Annotated in this window: 9 protein-coding genes; 2 read left to right on the plus strand and 7 right to left on the minus strand. The window is 65.7% G+C overall.

The window, feature by feature from the left end; all coding sequences use genetic code 11:
- Window positions 1-47 precede the first annotated feature (47 nt).
- Genes IVB46_RS29825 through IVB46_RS29840 form a run of 4 tightly spaced genes read right to left on the minus strand, consistent with a single transcriptional unit; the run spans window position 48 to window position 9,179 of the window.
- Window positions 48-3,152, minus strand: a complete 3,105-nt coding sequence (locus IVB46_RS29825) for an efflux RND transporter permease subunit (RefSeq protein WP_247310401.1) — start codon at window positions 3,150-3,152, stop codon at window positions 48-50.
- Window positions 3,152-6,301, minus strand: a complete 3,150-nt coding sequence (locus tag IVB46_RS29830; RefSeq protein WP_247310403.1) for an efflux RND transporter permease subunit — start codon at window positions 6,299-6,301, stop codon at window positions 3,152-3,154. The genes IVB46_RS29825 and IVB46_RS29830 overlap by 1 nt, the downstream gene beginning before the upstream one ends.
- Before the next feature lie 36 nt (window positions 6,302-6,337).
- Window positions 6,338-7,738 carry an efflux RND transporter periplasmic adaptor subunit gene (locus IVB46_RS29835; protein ID WP_063983416.1) on the minus strand — a complete coding sequence of 467 codons (1,401 nt, stop codon included), beginning with the start codon at window positions 7,736-7,738 and terminating at the stop codon, window positions 6,338-6,340.
- Complete coding sequence (locus tag IVB46_RS29840; protein WP_247310405.1) at window positions 7,728-9,179, minus strand: efflux transporter outer membrane subunit; 1,452 nt, start codon at window positions 9,177-9,179, stop codon at window positions 7,728-7,730. The genes IVB46_RS29835 and IVB46_RS29840 overlap by 11 nt, the downstream gene beginning before the upstream one ends.
- A gap of 648 nt (window positions 9,180-9,827) precedes the next feature.
- Here IVB46_RS29840 and IVB46_RS29845 point away from each other — a divergent pair.
- On the plus strand, window positions 9,828-11,057 hold the full coding sequence (locus IVB46_RS29845) for a cyclopropane-fatty-acyl-phospholipid synthase family protein (protein WP_063986386.1): 1,230 nt from the start codon (window positions 9,828-9,830) through the stop codon (window positions 11,055-11,057).
- Between the two features lie 96 nt (window positions 11,058-11,153).
- Window positions 11,154-12,188 carry a cysteine synthase A gene (locus IVB46_RS29850; protein ID WP_028161359.1) on the plus strand — a complete coding sequence of 345 codons (1,035 nt, stop codon included), beginning with the start codon at window positions 11,154-11,156 and terminating at the stop codon, window positions 12,186-12,188.
- A gap of 173 nt (window positions 12,189-12,361) precedes the next feature.
- On the opposite strand, the gene IVB46_RS29855 is transcribed toward IVB46_RS29850, so the two are convergent.
- From IVB46_RS29855 to IVB46_RS29865, 3 genes are read right to left on the minus strand one after another with little or no spacing between them, the layout of a single operon-like run.
- The gene (locus tag IVB46_RS29855; protein ID WP_063983419.1) at window positions 12,362-13,099 is read right to left on the minus strand and encodes an amino acid ABC transporter ATP-binding protein; all 738 of its coding nucleotides are present in this window, start codon (window positions 13,097-13,099) and stop codon (window positions 12,362-12,364) included.
- 11 nt (window positions 13,100-13,110) lie between these two features.
- Window positions 13,111-14,631, minus strand: coding sequence for an amino acid ABC transporter permease (locus tag IVB46_RS29860; protein ID WP_247344035.1), 1,521 nt, complete (start codon window positions 14,629-14,631; stop codon window positions 13,111-13,113).
- Window positions 14,628-15,833, minus strand: coding sequence for an ABC transporter permease subunit (locus IVB46_RS29865; protein WP_247310409.1), 1,206 nt, complete (start codon window positions 15,831-15,833; stop codon window positions 14,628-14,630). The genes IVB46_RS29860 and IVB46_RS29865 overlap by 4 nt, the downstream gene beginning before the upstream one ends.
- Between the last annotated feature and the right edge of the window lie 2 nt (window positions 15,834-15,835).

Genomic DNA, 15,835 nt, shown 5'->3' on the forward strand with positions numbered 1-15,835 from the left:
AGGGGATCGAGCCGACTGACGGTGTCGGAACGTGCGCGATACTTCGCCTATTCCGCGGGCATGGCGAGCGGACGCGGCTCGGAACGGCGGCGCAGGCGGTCGATCAGCAGGTAGATCACGGGCGTCGTGTAGAGCGTCAGGATCTGCGAGACGAACAGGCCGCCGATGATGGTGATGCCGAGCGGACGGCGCAGCTCCGTGCCCGGACCGGTCGCGATGACCAGCGGAATGCCGGCGAACAGCGCCGCCATCGTCGTCATCAGGATGGGGCGGAAGCGCGCCTGGCAGGCCTCGAAGATCGCCTCCGCCGAGGACAGGCCGCGCTGGCGCTCGGCATCGAGCGCGAAGTCCACCATCATGATGCCGTTCTTCTTGACGATGCCGATCAACAGGATGATGCCGACGAAGGCGATCACCGTCAGCGGCGTGTTGGTGAGCTGCAAGGCGAGCAGCGCGCCGAGCCCGGCGGATGGCAGCGTCGAGATGATCGTCAGCGGATGGGCGAGGCTCTCATAGAGCACGCCGAGCACGATATACATCGCCACCAGCGCGCCGAGGATCAGCAGCGGCTGGCGGCCGCTGGTCCTGGCGAAATCGCCCGCGTTGCCGTCAAAACTGCCGCGAATGCCTTCGGGCATGTGCAGCTCCTCGACCGCGCGCTGCACGTTCTGGGTCGCGGTCTGGAGCGGCACGTCCGGCATCAGGTTGAACGACACCGTGGTCGAGGGAAACCCCTGCGAATGATAGACCGCCAGCGCAGCGAGCCCGCGCGTCGCGTGTACCACGGCCGACAGCGGCACCTGCGCGTCATTGGCACCGGCGACATAGATGCGATCGAGGTTGGATGGGTCGACCTGGAATTTCGGGTCGATCTCCAGCACGGTCATATACTGGTTGCGCTGGGTGTAGATGATCCCGATCTGCCGCTGCGAAAATGCGTTGTTGAGCGCGTTGTCGATGTCCTGGACCTTGACGCCGAGCGCCGAGGCCTTCTGGCGGTCGATCGAGAGCGTGAGCTGAAGCCCGCCGGGATCGCGGTCGCTGGAAATATCGGTGATGCCCTCGACGCTCTCCATGCGCTTGGCCACGATCGGCGCCCACTTCTGGAGCAGGCTGAGGTCGGTGCTGGTCAGTGTGTACTGGTAGTCGGAATCGCTCTGCCGTCCGCCGGCGCGGACGTCCTGGGCGGCGAACATGAACAGGCGGATGCCGGGCACCGGGTACAGGGCGCGCCTGAGACGGTCGATCACGACCTGCGTCGAGACGTGGTCGCGCTCCTCCGGCGGCTTCAGGCTGATGAACATGGTGCCGCGGTTCGAGGTCGCTCCCCCCGGCCCGCCTCCGCTGCCGACCGTCGAGCCGATGCCGGCCACGGCCGGATCCTGCATCACGATGTCGGCGAGCCGCTGCTGCAGGCCGAGCATGGACTGGAACGAGATGTCGGCCGAGGCGCGCGTCGCGCCGATGACGAAGCCGGAATCGTCGGTCGGGAAATAGCCCTTGGGGACCTTGATGTAGAGCGTCACCGTGAGGCCGATGGTGGCGAAGAACACCAGCAGCGTCAGCAGCGGATATTGCAGCACGGTGCGCAAGCTGCGGGCGTAAAACGTGACGACGCGCGACAGCGAGCCTTCGATCAGCCGATCGAACAGCGTCGCGGTGCCGGACGTGGTCTGCCGGATGTAATGAGCGCAGATCATCGGTGTGACCGTCAGCGACACCAGCGTCGAGACCAGGATCGCGAAGGTCAGCGTCAGCGAGAACTCGCGCAGCAGGCGGCCGACGATGCCGTCCATGAAGATCAACGGCGTGAAAGCCGCGATCAGCGACAGGCTGATCGAGACCACGGTGAACCCGATCTGCCGGGCGCCTACGAGCGCGGCCTGGAGCGGCCGCATGCCATGTTCGAGATTGCGGTACATGTTCTCGATCATGACGATGGCGTCGTCGACCACGAAGCCGACCGAGATCGCCAGCGCCATCAGCGACAGATTGTCGATCGAGAAGCCCGCGACCCACATCCCGGCACAGGTCCCGGCCAGCGCCAGCGGCACCGAGATGCCAGCCGCGATCGTCGGCGTCAGCCGCCGCAGGAACACGAACACCACGACCATCACGAGGACAGCGGTTGCCAGCAGCGTCCACTGCATGTCGAGCACGCTGGCGCGGATCGTGCTGGTGCGGTCGACCAGCGTGGAAATATCGACACCCGCCGGGATCCATTGCTTCAGGGCCGGGATCAGCGCCTTCACCCGGTCGACGGTGTCGATGACGTTGGCGTCGCCCTGCTTGGTGATCTGGATCAGCACCGCCGGCTGCTTGTTGAACCAGGCGATGGAGCGAGCGTTGCGGACGGAGTCCTCGATGTCGGCGACGTCGGACAGCCGGACGAAATTGCCGTTCGAGCTCTTGATGATGATGTCGCGGAACTCTTTCGCTGTCCGCATCTGCTTGTTGAGGGAGAGCGTCTCGCTCTGGCGCTCGCCGTTGAAGATACCGACGGGACCAAGCGGATTGGCATTGATGATCGCAGTCCTGACGTCGTCGGTGGCGATGCCGGCGTTGGACAGTGCGACGGGGTTGAGCTGCACGCGCACCGCCGGCTGGTCGGCGCCGCTCACCGTCACGTCGCCGACACCCGGCACCTGCGAGATGCGCTGCGCGAGCACGGTATCGGCGACGTCGTAGATCGCGCTGGCGGACAGCGTCTTCGAGGTCAGCGCCAGCACGAAAACGGGCGCGCCGGCCGTGTTCGCCTTGCGGAAGCGCGGCAGCGTCGGCAGGTCGCTCGGCAGGTCGATCAGCGCCGCGTTGATCGCCGCCTGCACGTCGCGCGCGGCCTTGTCGATGTTGCGGCCGATGTCGAACTGGAGCTGGATGCTGGTCGTGCCGAGCGACGACGTCGAGGTGATCTGGTTGATGCCCGCGATCTCGCCGAGCCGACGCTCCAATGGCGAGGCCACCGTCGCCGCCATGACGGACGGGTCGGCGCCCGGACGGCTGGCCGACACGAAGATGGCGGGGAAGTCGACGTTCGGGACCGAGGCGACAGGCAGGAACTCGTAGGCGACGACACCCAGCAGGAACAACCCGATCGACAGCAGCGTGGTCGCGACCGGCCGGCGGATGAAGGGCTCCGAGATCGATGCCATCACTGCATCCCCTCGGTCGCGCCCGCGACCGGCGGGCCGCCGGATTCAGCCGGCGGCAGCGCCTGCTCGAGGCGGCGGTTGATGCGGTCGAGCGCGAGGTAGATCACGGGCGTGGTGTAGAGCGTCAAAAGCTGGCTCAGCAGCAGGCCGCCAATGATGGAGATGCCGAGCGGAAAGCGCAGCTCGGCGCCGGTGCCGCTCTCGATCGCGAGCGGCAGCGCGCCGAACAGCGCCGCCAGCGTCGTCATCATGATCGGACGGAAGCGCAGGAGACAGGCCTGCACGATCGCCTCGTTCGGCGACATCCCCTGCCGGCGCTCGGCCTCGAGCGCGAAGTCGATCATCATGATCGCGTTCTTCTTGACGATGCCCATCAGCAGGATAATGCCGATCAGGCCGATCACCGAGAGGTCCTGCCCGCACAGCATCAGCGCCAGGATCGCGCCGACGCCGGCCGAAGGCAGCGTCGACAGGATGGTGATCGGGTGGATGTAGCTCTCATAGAGCACGCCCAGCACGATGTAGATCGTGATCACGGCGGCAAGCAGCAGCCAGGGCTGGCCGGCGAGCGCCTTGGCGAATTCGGCGGCGTCGCCGGCATAGACGCCGACGATGCTGTTGGGCATCTCGATCCGGGTCTCGATGGTCTTCACCGCCTCGACGGCATCGCCGAGCGCGGCGCCCGGGGCGAGGTTGAAGCTGAGCGAGATCGACGGGAATTGCGCCTGGTGCGAGATCGCGAGCGGCGCCGTGGTGCGCTTCAGCGTCGCCACGGCCGAGAGCGGCACCTGGGCGTTGGGCGCGCCCACGATGCTGCTCGCCGCGCCCGGCAGATACAGCTTCGACAGGATCGAGGGATCGCGCTGGTACATCGGCAGCGCCTCCAGCACCACGCGGTACTGGTTGGCCTGGCCGTAGATGGTCGAGATCTGCCGCTGCGCGAACGCGTCGTTGAGCGTGTCGGTGATTCCTTGCAGGCTCACGCCGAGCTGTCCGGCCCGGGTCCGGTCCACGTCGAGCTGCGCCCGCAGGCCGCCCTCCTGCGCCTCCGAGGAGACGTCGCGGAACAGCGGATCGCGCCGCATCTCGGCGACGAGCTTGCGCGCCCATTCCGACACCAGCGTCGCGTCGGTCCCGGTCAGCGTGTACTGGTACTGCGAACGGCTCGACTGGGTCGAGATCTGCACGTCCTGCACCGGCTGGAAATAGACGGTCATGCCCGGGATAGCCGACACCCGTTCCTTCAGCCGGGTCACAACCGCGCTGACGTCGTCGCGCCGCTCGCCGCGCGGCTTCAAGGTCATGACCAGGCGCCCGACATTGGTGGTCGGGTTGACCGAGCCCGCCCCGATCACCGAGACCACGCCGACCACGTCAGGGTCGGCCTTGATGGCATCGGCCGCCTCGGCCTGACGCTTCTGCATCTCGGTGAACGACACGTCGGGTCCCGCCTCCGTCACCGCCGTGATCGAGGCGGTGTCCTGAAGCGGCAGAAAGCCCTTTGGCGCGACGACGTAGAGGACAAGGGTCGCGACCAGGGTCGCAAATGTCACGAGCAGCGTGGCGCGCTGGCGTTCCAGGACCCAGAGCAGCGTCCGGTGATAGAACTCGACGGTGCTATCGATGAAGCGGCTGATCGCGGCCAATCCCGGCACCGCCAGTTCCTCATGGGCGTGCTTGAGCAGGCGCGAGCACATCATCGGCGTCAGCGTCAGCGAGACCACGGCCGAGGTCACGACCGCGATCGTCAGCGTCAGCGCGAATTCGCGGAACATGCGCCCGACGAGGCCGGACATGAACAGCAGCGGGATGAACACCGCGATCAACGACACGGTCAGCGAGATCACGGTGAAGCCGATTTCGCTGGCCCCCTTCAGCGAGGCCTCCATCGCGCTATCGCCGTTCTCCATGTGGCGGACGATGTTCTCGATCATGACGATGGCGTCGTCGACGACGAAGCCGGTGCCGATGGTGAGCGCCATCAGCGACAGATTGTCGAGGCTGAAGCCGGCGAAATACATGATGCCGAAGCTGGTGATCAGCGACAGCGGCAGCGCGACGCCCGCGATCAGCGTGGCCCGCAGGGAGCGCAGGAACAGCAGCACCACCAGCGTCACCAAGACGACGCTGAGGATCAGGGTGAACTGCACGTCGCGGACCGAGGCGCGGATGGTGACGGTACGGTCGGAGACGATGGTGAGGTTCACGCCGGCCGGAATGGCGCGCTGGACCTTTGGGATTTCCGCCCGGATCTGGCTGACGACATCGATGACGTTGGCGCCGGGCTGGCGCTGGATGTCGATGATGACCGCCGGCGTGCCCTGGTACCAGCCGCCGGTGCGGTCGTTCTCGAGGCCATCCACGATCTGCGCGACGTCGCCGATCGTGACCGGCGAGCCGTTGCGGTAGGCGATGATAACAGGCTTGTAGGCGTCGGCAGCGGCGATCTGGTCGTTGGCGGCGATGATGTAGGATTGCTGCGCCCCGTCGAGCGAGCCTTTTGGCCCGGAGACGTTGGCATTGGAGATCGCGGTGCGCAGATCCTCCATGGCGATGCCATAGGCGGCAAGGCGCGCCAGATCCGCCTGGATGCGCACGGCCGGCTTCAGCCCACCTAGCACCGAGACCCGGCCGACGCCGGAGATCTGGCTCAGCCGCTGCGCCAGAAGCGTGTCGGCGATGTCGCTCATCGCCCGCAGCGAGATCGTGTCGGAGCGAAGCGCCAGCGTCATCACCGGCGCGTCCGCCGGGTTCACCTTGGCGTAGGTCGGCGGATAAGGCAGCGTCTTGGGCAGCACGCCGGCCGCCGCGTTGATCGCGGCCTGCACGTCCTGGGTCGCGCCGTCGATGTCGCGGTTGAGATCGAACTGGAGCGAGATCTGGCTGACGCCGAACGAGCTCGTCGAGTTCATCGCCGTCAGCGACGGGATCTGGCCGAGCTGCCGTTCCAGCGGCGCGGTGATCAGCGAGGCGATCACGTCGGGGCTGGCGCCCGGAAGCTGCGTCGACACCTGCACGGTCGGGAAATCGACCTGCGGCAGCGCCGAGACCGGCAGCGAGAAATAGCCGAGCGCGCCCCCGATCAGCAGGGCGATGCCGAGCAGCGAGGTCGCGATCGGGCGGCGGATGAAGGGTTCGGAGACGCCCATGGGATATGCCTGCCGCTCAGGCGGCTGTTGTCGGGATCATGGCTGCTTGGCTCCAGGTCCCGATGCCCCCGGCCCCGATGCCGGTCCGGTCTGCCCCTTCTGGTCGCCTTCACTGCTGCTCCGCTTGGCGCGGTGCTCGCCGTCCTTGCCCTGTCCGTCCTTTTGCCCATCCTTGGCCTGCCCATCCTTCTTCTGGCCGTCCGGGCCGCGCGTGCGCTTGCGCGGTGCGAGATCGGCCGACGGTGTCTGGTCATCGCGGCCGACGACCACCTTGGAGCCGTCGGACAGATTGGCAAAGCCCGTCGTGACGACCTTGTCGGTCGGCGACAAGCCGCTGGCAATGACGGCGTCATGCTCGTTCTGCTGGGTCACCGTGACCGGCTTGGCCGAGACGACATTGTCCTCGCCGATGACGTAGCTGAAGGTGCCGATCGGTCCGCGCTGCACCGCCGATGTCGGCACCACCAGCGCCTGCATCAAGGTCTCGACCTTGAGGCGGACATTGACGAACTGGCCCGGCCAGAGCTGGTAATTGGCGTTGGGGAATTCCGCCTTGAGCTTGAGCGTGCCGGTGGTCTGGTCGACCTGGTTGTCGATGCCGGTGAGCTTGCCGGTGTCGATCACGGTGATGCCGTCATTGCCGAACACGTCGACGGCGAGCGTGCCCTTCGACGCCGCCGCGTTGACGCGCATGATCTGCTGCTGCGGCAGGCTGAACCACACCGCGATCGGCTGCAATTGCGTGATCACCAGGAGGCCCGTGGCGTCGGCGGCGTGGATGATGTTGCCCTGGTCGACCTGGCGCAGGCCGGCGCGGCCGGAGAGCGGCGCCACGATCTTGGTGTAGCTCAACGTCGCCGCCGCATTGTCGATCGCGGCCTGGTCGGCTTTGACCAGCGCCTCGGTCTGCGCGACCGCGGCGCGCTGGGTGTCGGCCTGTTGTTTGGAGCCCGCGTTGGAGGCAGCTAGCTGCTCGTAGCGGGTGAGGTCGATGCGCTGGTTGGCGAGCTGGGCCTCGTCCTGCGCTTTCTTGGCGACGGCCTGATCATACGTCGCCTGGTAGAGCGCGGGGTCGATCTCGCCGAGCACGTCGCCCTTCTTGACGTCCTGGCCCTCGGTGAATTTCACGGCGATCAGCTTGCCGTCGACCTGCGAGCGCACGGTCACGGTGTTGAGCGCGCGGATCGCACCCACGCCGTCGAGATAGACCGGCACGTCCTGGATGCGGGGCGTCGCCGCCAGCACCGGCACCGGCAGGTCGGGCCGCTGGTTGCGGCCATTCGCCTGCTGCGGCTGCTGATGCCAGACGGTCCAGCCGAAATAGCCGAGCCCGCCAAGGATGGCGAGCGTGATCAGGGTCATGACGAAGCCGCGGCCGCGCGATTTCTTCGCCGTCCCTTCTTTCGCGCCTTCCTTCGTATCCGGCTTAAAGAGCATTGACCGGTTTCTCCATTCGCGGCTCCCAGCCGCCGCCGAGCGCCTGATACAGGCTGACGATGGCGAGAAGCCGTGCGAGTTGGGCCTGCCACAACGCATCTTCGGCCTGAAATAGTGTCTGCTGGACGTTCAGCACAGTCACGATGTCGGCCGTGCCGGCGCGCAATTGCTGCTCGGCGAGATCGAAGGCGCGCTTCGACGAGGTAACGACATCGCGCTGCAATTGTAGCTTGATCGTGGTCTGCTTGATCGAATACAGCGCGTTGTCGACGTCCGCAAACGACTGGATGATGGTCTTGCGGTAGGTCTGGAGCAACTCGTCCTGCCGCGCCTTGGCGAATTCGAAATTGCCGAGGATCTTGCCGCCGTCGAAGATCGGCTGCGTGGCGCTGCCGACGAGCTGGAAGAAGGCCGCATGCGGCTGGAACAGCGAGACCAGCGCCGAGCTCTGATAGCCGCCATTGCCGGTGAGCTGGATCGTCGGAAAGAACTGCGCGCGGGCATTGCCGATGTTCGCGGTCGCCGAGGCGAGCTGTGCCTCCTGGCGGCGGATGTCGGGCCGCTGCGTCAAAAGCTCCGACGGCAGGCCGGGCGTGACGCGCGGGATCGCGATCTTGTTCAGCGAGCCGCCGAGCACGCGCACGCTCTCCGGCGGCCGCGACACCAGCACGGCGAGCGCGTTGACGTTCTGGTCGAGCGTCTGGCGCAGCGGCGGCACCAGCGCCTTCTGGTTGGCGACCACGCTCTCCTGCTGGGCGACGTCGAGATCGGTCCCGGTGCCGGCCTTGCGGCGCTCGCGAATGGCATCAAGGATCCGCTGCGCGCTGGCGATGTTGCTCTGGGCGGTGCGCAGCCGGTCCTGCGAGGCCAGCACCTGGAAATAGGCGTTGGCAACGCCTGCCAGCGTCGTCAGCGCGACGACGTCGCGATCGAACCGGTTGGCATTCGCCGTCTCTTCCGCCGATTGCAGCGCATCGCGGTTCTGGCCCCAGAAGTCGAGCTGGTAGCTCGCGCTGAGCGACGCCGAATAGTTGACGACCTCGCGGCCGCCGATGGACAGGCCCGAGGCGCTCGAACCCGAGGTGCGTGAATAGGTTTCCGATCCGCCGCCCGACAGGCTCGGCAGCAGCGCAGCGCCCGCCTGCCGCGCCTGGGCGTCGGCCTGGACGATGCGCGAGACGGCGGCGGCGATGTCGAGATTGACGGTCTGCGCCTCCTCCACCAGTTGCGTCAGCTCCGCGGAGCGAAAGCCGCGCCACCAATCCAGCGACGGCGGCGCATCCGGCTTGGCCGCGTATTTGTACTGCGCGGGAACATCGAGTGCGGGATCAGGCAAATCCTGCGTCAGCACGCAGGCGCCTGAACTGGCGGCAAGGCACGCCACGGCAGCCCATCGCGCCGCGCGCGACGTCCGGAACGTAAGGCCGGGAGATCGCCTCATGGCGACCGCAGGACCATCCTGTGTCACATCCACCCCCCGCCGGGCAGATAGATCCGCCACCGCAGAGCCGGATTAACCGATTCGTGGCGGGACGGCCGGGGGCGTTTATGTAACTCGTTCACAGCCGTGATGCTTTCTGCGGAACCTGAAGTTCATACTAGCGGGGCGCGGAACAGGGGGACAGTCCCGCACCTGCGAAATGCGGCCTCGAATGCGTCGATGCCGAACTCACGCAAATACAAAATATGCCTGTGTCACAGGGCTATTTTGTATTCCAACCTCGGCCCGGGGCGCATTCAAGCTTACCAAGATTTCATGTGATATTGCCGCCACGCCGACGCCAGGGCTACCGGTCCCGCCAGGCGCTCCACCGAAACCTGCACCGCGGCGCACCGCAGCTTCCCCGGCCTTGGCTGAGCGCACGGCGCGCTATGATCGGGGGCTGGCCCGCAATTGCGCTGTGCACACGGCGGTGGACTGCCGGAGGTACCCCGCCAGCCCCTTGGCGACCGGCGCAGCGCGCACCTATATCATGCGCATGATTCGACGCTGACCGTTTGCGGGGCGCCCTCGGGTCCAGCGATATGAGGCGTATGGGGGCGCCTGGCTCGCGGTCGGACAGTATCCGTTCAGGTGATGGATCTGCCGATGTCGCATACCATCTCGGTGACGTCAGACACCATAGACACGGTGCTCGCCGATCTGCCGCGCATCGTTCGGCTCGCACTCAGTTTTGGCGCGCGGCTGCGGCGAGGAACGCTCGACGTCACCCTGCCCGACGGACGCGTGATCCGCCTCGGCGGCCAGGAGCCGGGCCCGAATGCGGCGATGCGGCTGCACAATTACGGCTTCGCGTCGCGCCTCATCAACGGCGGCGACATCGGCATCGCGGAGGCCTATCTCGCCGGCGACTGGGATACGCCGGACCTGACGCAATTCCTCTACCTGTTCTGCGTCAATCACGATCTGATCCAGGCCATGCTGAACGACAAGCCGCTGATGCGGTTCGTCCAGCTGCTGCAGCACTGGTTCAACCGCAACACCCGCCGTCAGGCGCGGCGCAACATCCATGCCCATTACGACATCGGCAACGCGTTCTATTCGGCCTGGCTCGATCCCGGCATGACCTATTCCTCGGCGCTGTTCGAGGAGAGTACCTCCGATCTCACGGCAGCCCAGACCAACAAATACCGCCGGCTCGCCGAGGCGCTCGACCTGAAGCCGGACCAGACGCTGCTCGAGATCGGCTGCGGTTGGGGCGGCTTCGCCGAGTTCGCCGCAAAGACCTTCGGCACGCGCGTGGTGGGCCTCACGATCTCGACCGAGCAGCGCGATTTTGCGCAAAAGCGCATTCACGAGGCGGGCCTTGCCGACAAGGTCGAGATCCGTCTTCAGGATTATCGCGACGAATGCGACCGCTACGACCGCATCGCCTCGATCGAGATGATCGAGGCCGTCGGCGAGCAGTTCTGGCCGAAATATTTCGCCCAGTTGCGGGACCGGCTGCTGCCCGGCGGCCTCGCCGGCATCCAGGCGATCACCATCCAGGACAGGCTGTTCCAGAGCTACCGGCGCGAGGTGGACTTCATCCAGCGCTACGTCTTTCCCGGCGGCATGCTGCCCTCGCCCGCCGTGCTCAAGTCGCTCGGTGACAGGTTCGGCCTGCCCGTCATTCGCGAGCGCATCTTCGGGCAGGATTATGCCAAGACGCTGGCCACTTGGCGGAATAACTTCCAGACGGCCTGGCCGGGCCTCGTGCCGCTCGGCTTCGACGACCGGTTCCGGCGGCTGTGGGAGTATTACCTGTCCTATTGCGAGGCCGGATTCCTGTCCGGGAATATCGACGTCCGGCAAGTCATCTTCGCAAAGCAGCAATAAGGCTTTGCGGGCTCGGCTTGCAAGGGTCGCTTGTAAGGCCCGCCACCCTACTTTAGGGTCGCGCCCACCCTATGATCCAGCCGGTAATTGCCTGACATGACCATCAAAAATGACGTTGTCGAAGCCATCGGCAACACCCCGCTCATCAAGCTCAAGCGCGCCTCCGAACTGACCGGCTGCACCATTCTGGGCAAGGCCGAGTTCATGAATCCAGGCCAGTCGGTGAAGGACCGCGCCGGCAAATGGATGATCCTGGAGGCCGAGAAGCGCGGCGAGCTCAAGCCGGGCGGTCTCGTGGTGGAGGCGACCGCCGGCAACACCGGAATCGGCCTCGCGGTCGTGGCGAGCGCGCGCGGCTACCGCACGCTGATCGTGATCCCGGAGACGCAGAGCCAGGAGAAGAAGGACTTTCTGAAGCTGTGCGGCGCCGAGCTGATCGAGGTGCCGGCCCTGCCCTATGCCAATCCCAACAATTATCAGCATGTCGGCCGCCGGCTCGCCGACGAGCTGCGCAAGACCGAGCCCAATGGCGTGCTGTTCGCAGACCAGTGGAACAACCTCGACAATGCGAAGGCGCATTACGAGTCGACGGGCCCCGAGATCTGGGAGCAGACCGGCGGCAAGGTCGACGGCTTCGTCTGCTCGGTCGGCAGCGGCGGCACGCTCGCCGGCGTCAGCCGCTATCTGAAAGAGAAGAACAAGGACGTCCGGATCGCCTGCGCCGATCCGCATGGTGCCGGCATGTTCGAATATTTCCGGAGCGGCGACGCCAAGGCGACGCCGGGCGGCTCGATCACGGAAGGTATCGGCCTCAACCGTGCGACCGCAATCGTCGAGAGCGCGAAGGTCGATGACGCCTATCTCGTTCCCGACGCGGAAGCCGTCACGGTGATCTACGAGCTGCTCCAGCACGAAGGCCTGTGCCTCGGCGGTTCCACCGGCATCAACATCGCCGGCGCGATACGACTCGCGAAACAGCTCGGGCCCGGCAAGACCATCGTCACCGTGCTCTGCGATTCCGGCAGCCGCTATCAGTCGAAGCTGTTCAATGCCGACTTCATGCGCGCCAAGAACCTGCCGGTGCCGGAATGGCTGGAGAAGCGCAGCAACATCAAGCCGCCGTTCGTCTAGGCCGGGAGGGTTGCGGCCGGCCGGATTACGAAGTCCGGCTCAAGTTGAGCTAAGCCGCGGTGCCGTAGCCGTAGGGTGGGCAAAGCGTCAGCGTGCCCACCATGCTTGCCACGATCGCCGAGGGACGGTGAGCACGGCGCGACGCGCCTTTGCCCACCCTACGGCAGCTCGCTTCACCGCAAGATCTGGCTCAAAAACAGCTTCGTGCGGGCGTGCTGGGGAGCGGCGAAGAACTCGTTCGGCGTGTTGGCCTCGATGATCTGGCCGGCATCCATGAACACGACGCGGTTGGCGACCTCGCGGGCGAAGCCCATTTCGTGGGTGACGACCAGCATGGTCATGCCCTCCTCGGCGAGGTCGACCATGGTGTCGAGCACTTCCTTGACCATTTCGGGGTCGAGCGCCGAGGTCGGCTCGTCGAACAGCATCACCTTGGGGTTCATCGTCAGCGCGCGTGCGATCGCGACGCGCTGCTGCTGGCCGCCGGACATCTGTCCGGGAAACTTGTTGGCCTGATGCGGGATCTTGACCCGCTCCAGGAATTTCATCGCGTTGACCTCGGCGTCCCTCTTCGGGATGTTGCGCACCCAGATCGGCGCCAGAGTGCAGTTCTCCAGGACGGTCAGATGCGGAAACAGGTTGAAGCTCTGGAACACCATGCCGACCTCGCGGCGGACCGCATCGACGTGCTTCAGGTTCGGCCCGAGCTCGATGCCGTCGACGACGATCTCGCCCTCCTGGAATTCCTCGAGCGCGTTGATGCAGCGGATCAACGTCGACTTGCCGGAGCCTGAGGGGCCGCAGATCACGATGCGCTCGCCCTTCTTGACCTCGAGGTCGATGTCGCGCAGCACGTGGAACTCGCCGTACCATTTGTTGAGGCCGGAAATCTTGACGATGGGGTCGGACATGATGACCTCGATCAGTTGCGACGGTGAGCGTTGAGGCGGTGCTCGACGAAGAGCGAGTAGCGCGACATTCCAAAGCAGAAGACGAAGTAGATGATCCCGGCGAAGGCAAAGCCGGTGAACGCGGTCGACGGCGTCGACCATTTCGGATCCGAGAACGACGCCCGGAGCGAGCCCAGCAGGTCGAACAGCGCCACGATCGAGACCAGCGACGTGTCCTTGAACAGCGAGATGAAGCTGTTGACGAGGTTCGGAATGACGTGGCGCAGCGCCTGCGGCAGCACGATCAGCGAGGTCGTCTTCCACCAGGACAGGCCCAGAGCGGCCGCCGCTTCGCCCTGCCCGCGCGGGATCGCGGCCAACCCGCCGCGGACGTTCTCGGCCTGATAGGCGCCCGTGAACAGCGAAATGCCGATCAGCGCGCGCACCAGACCGTCGACCGTGAAATTGCCCGGCAGGAACAAAGGCAGCATGTAGGTTGCGAAGAACAGCACGGTGATCAGCGGCACGCCGCGCCAGAACTCGATGAAGGCGATCGAGAAGATCCGGATCAGCGGAATGGTCGAGCGGCGGCCGAGCGCCAGCGCGATGCCGATCGGCAGCGAGGTGACGATGCCGGTCACGGAGACCACCAGCGTCACCAGAAGCCCGCCCCACAGATTTGTGCCCACGATCGGCAGGCCGCCGTGATCGAGCCCCATCAGCTTGATCACGACCGCGATCGCGATGAAGGTGCCGATGCTGGATGTCAGCGCCCGGCCGCCGGTGCGAACGCCGCCACCGACGACGAAGGCGATCAGGGAGACGACCGCCGCCGTGATGGCGAAATCGGCCCAGACCGACTGGCCCGTTCCCTGGAGTTGGTCGCGCAGCCAGGTCAGCGGAAAGATCAGCCAGTAGATCGCGGTGCCGACCAGCACGATGAGATTGCCGGCCAGCCAGAAGAGCGGTGCGATGGCTGAGGTCTTGGCGAGACTGAGCAGAGCCTGCCCGGCGCCGATGATGCTGTCGTCGAACAATTGCAGCAGGCCGGCCGTCCAGCTCAGGCCGAACCCGGTGATGCCGCCGCCGTGCAGCAGAAAGAACGCCACCACGGGAAAGGCGAAGAAGAAGAGACTTGCGTTCAGTCCTTTCGCCGGCAGGCGCGGAATGAGCAGCGGCAGCAGCAGAGCCGCCGCCAGGATCAGCGAGAGGTTGACCCGCCAGCGCTCGGCCTCGGGATAGAAGCCGTAGATCAGTTGCGGCAGCTTGGCCTGGATGAAGGGCCAGCAGGCGCCGACCGTAAAGCCGGCATTCTCGGTCAGGCACGCCGTGCGATCCTTGCCGGTCCAGACCGCATCGACCATCAGGAACTTGACGGAGGGAATGATGGTGAACCAGAGCAGCAACGCGCCCACGATCGTGAGCAAAATGTTGGTCGGCGAATTGAACAGGCGGGTCCGCACGAGGCCAATGAAGCCCGTGCTCTTCACCGGCGCAGGCCGCTCAGTGAGCAGGTCCTGGCGGACGTAGGCGGACGAGATGATGTCGCTCATGCGCCCAGGCTCCGGCTGACGCGCCAACCGTAGACGCTCATGACGGCGCTCGTGAGCAGCGAGATCAGGAGGTAGACGCCCATCGTCATGGCAATGATCTCGATCGCCTGCCCGGTTTGGCTCAGCGACGTGCCGGCGAACACCGACACCAGGTCAGGATAGCCGATCGCGACCGCGAGCGAGGAATTCTTGGTGAGGTTGAGGTACTGGTTGGTCAGCGGTGGAACGATGACGCGCATCGCCTGCGGCACGACGATCAGGCGGAGCGTGGTGCCGCGGCTCAGGCCGAGCGAGGATCCCGCTTCCATCTGACCGGAGTGGACGGACAGGATGCCGGCGCGCACGATCTCGGCGATGAAGGCCGCGGTATAGGTCGACAGCGCCAGCGTCAGCGCCACGAATTCCGGGATGACTCTTGAGCCGCCGGCAAAATTGAACCCCTTGAGCTGCGGCAGCTCGAAGGTGAAGGGCAGGCCGAACACCAGCACGGCCGCGAGCGGCAGCCCGAACAGCAGGCCCAGCACATAGGGCCAGATCCGGATCATCTGACCGCGCTGAAATAGCGCCCGCCGCGCATAGAAGCGCAAAACCAGCGAAGCGACGATGCCGAGGACCAGCATCGCCAGGAATGGCTCGAAGCCGCCCTCACCGATCGGGCGCGGAATGACGAGCCCACGGTTGCTGATGAAGGCGATGCCCAGCAGCGAAATGCTCTGCCGCGGATTGGGCAAGGCCGCGAGAACCGCCAGGTACCAGAACAGGATCTGGAACAGCACCGGCAGATTTCGGCAGATCTCGACATAGATCTCGCCGACGCGTGACAGCAGCCAGTTGGGCGACAGCCGGCACAGCGCGACGATGAAGCCGATCACGGTGGCGAAGAAGATGCCTACCACCGAGACCACGAGCGTGTTCAAAAGCCCGACCACGAACACGCGCAGGAACGTGTCCGAGCCGGTGTAGGAGATCAGGGTCTGGTTGACGTCGAAGCCGGCATTGTTCCGGAGGAAGCCGAAGCCGGCGGCAATGTGCTGGTTTTCGAGGTTCGTCCGGGCGTTGGAGACGATCTCATAGCCAATCCAACCCAGGATCGCCGCGAAGGCAAACTGGACGGCGACGCCGTTCCAGCCTGCCTTGCCGCCCAGAACGCGCCTGATCTTCAGCGCGATCTGGGCCGGCGGTTTTCGAGCCTCGGTGCTCATCG

Origin of the sequence: Bradyrhizobium sp. 61, from assembly GCF_023073075.1 — a bacterium.
In the GTDB taxonomy this organism is placed as follows: domain Bacteria; phylum Pseudomonadota; class Alphaproteobacteria; order Rhizobiales; family Xanthobacteraceae; genus Bradyrhizobium; species Bradyrhizobium barranii.

Excerpts from the sequence above, each read along its gene's own strand:
- IVB46_RS29845 (WP_063986386.1), top strand. The coding sequence starts at position 9,828 with ATGTCGCATACCATCTCGGTGACGTCAGACACCATAGACACGGTGCTC.
- IVB46_RS29825 (WP_247310401.1), bottom strand. The coding sequence starts at position 3,152 with ATGGCATCGATCTCGGAGCCCTTCATCCGCCGGCCGGTCGCGACCACG.
- IVB46_RS29830 (WP_247310403.1), bottom strand. The coding sequence starts at position 6,301 with ATGGGCGTCTCCGAACCCTTCATCCGCCGCCCGATCGCGACCTCGCTG.
- IVB46_RS29865 (WP_247310409.1), bottom strand. The coding sequence starts at position 15,833 with ATGAGCACCGAGGCTCGAAAACCGCCGGCCCAGATCGCGCTGAAGATC.
- IVB46_RS29835 (WP_063983416.1), bottom strand. The coding sequence starts at position 7,738 with ATGCTCTTTAAGCCGGATACGAAGGAAGGCGCGAAAGAAGGGACGGCG.
- IVB46_RS29860 (WP_247344035.1), bottom strand. The coding sequence starts at position 14,631 with ATGAGCGACATCATCTCGTCCGCCTACGTCCGCCAGGACCTGCTCACT.
- IVB46_RS29850 (WP_028161359.1), top strand. The coding sequence starts at position 11,154 with ATGACCATCAAAAATGACGTTGTCGAAGCCATCGGCAACACCCCGCTC.
- IVB46_RS29840 (WP_247310405.1), bottom strand. The coding sequence starts at position 9,179 with ATGAGGCGATCTCCCGGCCTTACGTTCCGGACGTCGCGCGCGGCGCGA.
- IVB46_RS29855 (WP_063983419.1), bottom strand. The coding sequence starts at position 13,099 with ATGTCCGACCCCATCGTCAAGATTTCCGGCCTCAACAAATGGTACGGC.